This is a genomic window from Streptomyces sp. NPDC004658, from assembly GCF_040609555.1.
In the GTDB taxonomy this organism is placed as follows: Bacteria; Actinomycetota; Actinomycetes; order Streptomycetales; family Streptomycetaceae; genus Streptomyces.
The window spans coordinates 1-6,313 of record NZ_JBEXKG010000265.1 but is presented as its reverse complement, the minus strand read 5'-3'; the positions used below and the strand labels follow the sequence as shown (position 1 = coordinate 6,313).

Here is a 6,313-nt window from a genome sequence, read left to right as displayed (position 1 = left end):
GCCGGGCGGAACGGCCGGATGCGATCCGGGCGTTGCCGTTCTGGATCCGGCGGCCGGGGCGCGGGCGGCGCAGGCCGGTGCGCCGGCGCTGCCGGGTCCGCGCCCGGACGGCATGGCCTACGTCCTGTTCACCTCGGGTTCGTCCGGGGCGCCGAAGGGCGTCGTGGTCGCGCACGCGGCGTTCGCCCGGCATGTGCGCGCCATGACGGACCACCTGGCCCTCACCGAGCGGGACACCTCGCTCCAGTTCGCGTCACCCGCCTTCGACGTCGCGCTGGAGGAGACCTGGACGGCGCTCGCCGGCGGCGGGCGGCTGGTGCTGCGTGCCGCCGAGCTGTGGGCGCCGCGGGAGCTGGTGGCCGCCACCATGGCGCACGGCATCACCGTCTGGCAGCTGCCGACGGCCTTCTGGAGCCAGGCGGTCACCGGGCCCGGCGGGCTGGCGGACCTGGCTCCGCCGCCGACCCTGCGCTGCGTCGTCATCGGGAGCGAGGCCGCCGACCGGCGCACCGCCCGGCGCTGGCTCGCCTCCGCCTGGCGCGGCGTCCGGCTGGTCAACGCCTACGGTCCGACCGAGGCGGTCATCACGGCGACCGTGTACGACGTGACCGGGGACCGGGCGACGCCCGGGACGTTGCTGCCGGTCGGGCGTCCGCTGCCCGGGCGGGACATCCATGTCCTGGACGAGGATCTCCGGCCGGTGCCGCCGGGCGTGCCGGGCGAGCTGTACCTGTCCGGGCCGTGCCTCAGCGACGGGTACCTCCACGCTCCGGCCGAGACCGCCGCCGCCTTCGTCCGGCTTCCCTCGGGGCCGCGTGCCTTCCGCACCGGCGACCGCGTCCTGCTGGGAGCCGACGGGGTGCTGGACTTCCTCGGCCGGCTGGACCGGCAGGTGAAGGTCGCCGGTACGCGGGTGGAGCTGGCGGAGGTCGAGTGCGTACTGGCGGAGTGTCCGGGGGTGCTCGCCGCGGCCGTCGCCCCGGTGTCCGACGGTCCGGCCGTGCACCTCACGGCCTGGGTCACCTCGCCGTGGCCCGCCGAGCGGTGGCCCGCGCTGGCGGCCGAGGCACGCCGGTACGCCGAGGCGCGTCTGCCCCCGGGCGTGGCACCGCGGACGGTACAGGTGCGCGACACCCTTCCGGTGACCGGCAACGGGAAGGTGGACCACCGGGCCCTGACGGAGCCCGCTCCCGCGCCGCCCCTGCCCCGTCCCGGGGTGCGCCCGGCGACCGCACCGGCCGGCGGGACGGACGGCCTCTTCGACGGACCCGAGGCGGGGCAGTTCCTCGCCGAGTTCCTCGCCGAGGCCGAGTCACCGCCCGCACCGGGCCGTTCCGGCCGCTGGCTGACCGCGGTGGACGGTGACGGGATACGGCTGACCGGGCCCGGCCGGGAGCGGTGGATGACGGCCCTGGCGGGGCTCACCGATCCCGGCCGGCTGGGTGCGGCCCTGCGCCTGCTGCTGGACACCAGCGCCCGCCTGGCCGCCCAGGAGCGGGCGCCGACCGCCGCGCGGCAGCTCGCCTCGCTGGCGGCGGCACTGTCCCCCGTCGTGGTCGCGGCCGGCCTGGGGCGGCACCCGGTCGCCGGGTGGGCCGCGGCGGCACTGCGCGGGCAGGGCGGTCGACTGGGCCTCGACGTACACGGCTCCCGCTGGATCTCGGTGGGGCCGCCCGCCCGGACCGATCACGACCGTGCGGTACGGGACTTGACGGAGCTGGCCGCGGAAGTGGACGCCCTGGACGGCGGGTCCGCCGCGGCGCGGGCCCTGCGCGAGCTGGCCGGGGGCCGCCCGCCGGACCCCGGCGTGCTGGTGGACGTCGAGCGCAGTGCGCGGGACACCGATCGCGCCGTCCGGCTGGTGCGCGCGCTGGGGAGACGGGTCATGTCGTAGACATAAGCCGAAACGGATCGGACAGGTCGGAAATCGAATTACCGCTCCGAGTGTTTATTTTCTGCTGCCCAAAATTAATCGGCCGCTGCATTCATCGTCATTCTCCCATTGCTTTTCGAGCGTGCAGGGAAATATTATCTGACGGTCGCCGCCGACCCCGGTGACGCTATTCCAGACAAAGGAGGAGAGGTTATGGAGAAGGTCCAGCCTCAGGCGGACAAGCCGAAGAAGCTCGGCGACAAGGTGAAAAAGTACAAGTCCTACGACCGGCTCCAGGGCTGATCGAGTGCACCGGGCAGGGCGGGCGGCCTCGGCCGCCCGCCCTGCCGCGGACCCGCCGGAACCGCAGGGTGACGTCGAAAGGGCTGGGTGTATGAGGCAGGTGCCGGATGCCGCTGTGGTCGACGCGTGGCCTTCCCGGCTCCATGGTGCGCTCCGCTCGGAACTGGGGCCGCCGGCCGGCCCGGTGACACCAGCCGTCCGCCCCGGCCTGGTTCCGCCGGAACTCACGGCGAAACTCGACCGGCTCACGGGCGGCGACCCCCTGGGGCTCTTCCTGATCACGGTCGCGGCGGTGCGGATCGTCGTCGCCAGGCTGACCGGGAACACCACCATGCCCGTCGTCTCGCCCGTGCCGCACGCCCTCCGCGCGGGCGGCGAGTTCGCGCTGTGCACCCCCGTCCCGGCCGCCGGGACGGTCGCCGACCTCCTCGGCGCCCTGCACCGGGAGTTCGAGGACGCAATGCCCCTGGCCTGGGACGACAGGTCCGCCGTAGCGGCCAGGCTGACCGCCACGGAGGCCGCCGATCCCGCGGTCCTCTCGGGATTCGCGGTCGTCTGCGCCGGGGTCCACCCCGCGGACGTGCGCCCCGAGGCCGACGCCGTGCTGCGCCTGGACCGGGACGCCGGCGGCCTGCGGCTGCGGCTGTCCACACCGGGTGACGCGGTCCCCGCCGGCCTGGCCTCCACGGTGCGCTGTGTGGCGGCGGCGATGTGCGACATCGCACGCGCTCCGCGCACGCCGGTCGCCGAGGTCGACGTCCTGGGCGCCGGACAGCGGGCGGAGCTGGAGGCCATGGCGGCGGACGGGTTCGTCGTCCGCGCGCCGGACGGCACCCCGGCACCCGTCGGCGTACCGGGAGACGTTCATGCCGTGCGGCCCGGGCCGGAGTCCGCGGCCGGACCCGCACAGCGCGGCCTGCGGCACCCCGACGGCCGCCTGCTCGTCCTCGGCCCCGCACAGGACGCGCCGTCGCGGCAGGCGTCACCGCCGGAGCCCTCTGCCGGAGGTCCGGACGCGGCCGACTGGGTGCCCGCCGACGTGGTGGAGCGGGCCGTCGCCGACTGCTGGGCCGCCGTCCTCGGCCGCCCTCCGCACTCCGGCTCGGAGGACTTCTTCCACGCCGGCGGGCAGAGTTTCACCGCCGCGCTGCTGGTGGCCAAGCTCGCCGGCGCGGTCACCGGCCATGTGACGGTGCGCGACGTCTTCTCCCTGCGGACCCCCGAAGGGCTCGCCGCGCACATCCGCGCGCACGCGGCCCTGCCCGTGGCTCCTGAGCCCCCGTCGGACTCCCGCAGGCAGCCCGCGAGCAACGCGCAGCGGCGGATGTGGTTCCTGGAGCGGTACGACGACGAGGAGTTGCGCACCTACAACATGGTGGAGGCCTACCGGCTGGGCGTGCCGGTGACCCCTCGGGCGCTGACGGCCGCCCTGGACGCGGTGCTGGAGCGGCACGAGGCGCTGCGCACCGCGCTCGTCGCCGACGGGGACCGGCTGGACCAGGTCGTCCTGGACGTCGCCCGGTGCCGGCCCGACCTGGTCGTCGAGCAGGTGACCCCGGCGCAGGCACCGGCGGCCCTCGACGCCGCCGTCGCCGCCGAGCAGCGTCACCGCTTCGACCTGGGCAGCGGACGGCTGCTGCGGGCGCGCTGGCTGGACGAGGGCGCCGGCTGCGGAGTCCTGCTGCTCACCGTGCACCACTCGGCCTGCGACGGCTGGTCCCTGTCCGTCATCCTGAGCGACCTTCTCGCCGCTCTGCGGGGCGCCGCGCCGCGGCCCGTACCCGTCCAGTACCGGGACCACACCGCGTGGCTGGCGGCCTACCTCGACGGGCCGGAGGGCAGGCGGGACCGGGCGTACTGGCGGCAGGCGCTGGACGGGCCGCCGCCGGCGGACCTGCCGCTGGACCGGCCGCGGAGTGCGGCGCGCCGGGCGGGCGGCGGGATGGTGAGTGTCCCGCTGGACCTGCCGGAGGGCGCGCTCGCCCTGCTCTGCCGGGAGGCCGACGTGACCCCGTTCATGGTCTGCGTGGCGGCGGTGCGGGTGCTGCTGTACCGGCTGACCGGCGAGCGGGACATGCCCCTGGGCACCGTGGTCGCCGGGCGCGGCCAGCCGGGCAGCGAGTCCTCCGTGGGCATGTTCGCCAACACGGTGGTGCTGCGCACCGCCATCGACCCGGAGCTGCCCTTCCGGTCGGCGCTGGCGGCGGTGCGCCGGACGGCCCACGCGACGATGGCGCACGAGCGCTACCCGTTCGACGCGCTGGTCGACGACCTGGGCACGGAACGGGTCCCCGGGCGCAACCCGCTGTTCGACGTGTTCGTGGAGACCGTGGTCGAGCGTTACCCGGGCACCGCCGACGAGGTGGTACGGCTGCCGCGGGAGCCCCTCGTCAGCGACTTCGACCTGATGTTCGCGTTCGTGACGGGGGGCGGCGCCGACGCGGTGCGCGTCCACTACCGCGACGACGTGTTCGACCGGCCGACGGCGCAGCGCATCGCCGAGCAGTTCCGCGAACTCCTCGGTGGACTGCTGGACCGCGCCGACGCCGCGGTCGGCTCGGTACCGGTCCTGCCGCCGCACCAGCGGGACTTCCTGATCCACGAGGTCAACCGGACGGCAGCGCCGTACCCCCGCGAGCGGACCCTGTTCGACCTGGTGCACCGGCAGATCGAGCGGCGCCCCGGCGACCCGGCGGTGACGTGCGGGGCGAACACCCTGACCTACGGGCAACTGGACCGCTCGGCGGCCGGGCTCGCCGCGGCGCTGCGGGCGGCGGCCCCGGCGGCGCCGGGCGCGCTCGTCGCCGTCGTCTGCGAACGGACCGAATGGCTGGTCGTGGCGCTGCTCGCGGTGCTGCGCACCGGTGCCGCGTTCCTCCCCCTGGACCCCCTCCAGCCCCGGGCCCGGACGGCGGCCGTGCTCGCCCGCAGCGGCGCCGTCGCGGTCCTCGCCGACGGCCCGTACGCGTCCCTGTGCCGGGAGATCACCTCGGTGCCCGTGCTCGACCCGCGACAGCCGGTTCCCGCACCGGAGCACCCGGTCGCACCGCCGGGCGCCGCACCCGGCGATCTCGCTTACGCCATCTGCACCTCCGGGTCGACCGGGCTACCCAAACTGGTGGCCGTCGAGCACCGGGGCATCGTCAACACCGTCCACCACAGGGTGGGTTACTACGCTCTCGACGGCGCGTCGCGGGTGCTGAACATCCCGCCGGTCCATTTCGACAGCGGCATCAGCGACGTGTTCTCCGCGCTGGCCGCCGGAACCCCGCTGGTGGTGCTCTCCCGCACGGAACTGCTCGATCCGCACGCCGTGCGGACGGCGGTCGCCGACCACCGCATCACCCACGTCATGCTGGTGCCCAGCCTGTACGACGTGCTGCTGGACGGGCCGGCCGAAGAGCTGCGGTCGCTGCGGCAGGTGGTCCTGGTCGGCGAGCGGCTGCCGGCCGCCCTGGCGCAGCGGCACGCGGCGCTGGTGCCCCGGGCGCGGCTGTTCAACGAGTACGGCCCCGCCGAGGACAGCGTGTGGACGACGGTGTCCGAGGTCGATCCGGCGGACGCAGACGTGCTGATCGGGCGTCCGATCGCCAACAAGGCGGTCGATCTGCTCGACGAGCAGGGGCGGCTGGTGCCCCTGGGGGTGCCCGGGGAGATCTGCATCAGCGGCGCCGGACTCGCCCGGGGCTATCTGGGCGACGAGGCGCTCACCGCACGCAGGTTCGTGCCCCATCCGCTCCGTCCCGGTGTGCGGATGTACCGCAGCGGGGACCTGGCCCGCCGACGCGCCGACGGGCGGCTGGAGTACCTCGGCAGGATCGACGACCAGGTCAAGATCAGGGGCCAGCGCGTGGAGCCCGGCGAGATCGCCTCCGTGCTGTCCGGCGCCCCCGGTGTCCGCACCAGCGCCGTCGTCGCCGTGGCGGAGGGGGACGGGGCTCCCCGCCTGGTCGCCTATGTCGTCGGCTCGGCCACACCGGTCGCGCTGCGGGCGTATCTGGCCGAGCGGCTGCCGGACGCGATGATCCCCGAACAGTTCGTCCCCCTCGCCGAGTTGCCGGTGACGTCGAACGGCAAGCTCGACCGGCGCGCGCTGCCCGCGCCGCGCTCGCCCCGCCCCGGCCCGCCGCCGGCGCC

General features: G+C 75.4%; 2 protein-coding genes. Both read left to right on the top strand.

What is annotated here, in order from left to right; genetic code table 11:
- Nucleotides 1-1,894, top strand: a 1,894-nt coding sequence (locus tag ABZV94_RS39335) for an AMP-binding protein (RefSeq protein ID WP_356349511.1), incomplete at its 5' end; no start/stop codon positions are given.
- A 466-nt stretch (nt 1,895-2,360) separates the two neighbouring features.
- On the top strand, nt 2,361-6,313 hold a 3,953-nt coding region (locus ABZV94_RS39330; protein WP_356349509.1), incomplete at its 3' end, for an amino acid adenylation domain-containing protein.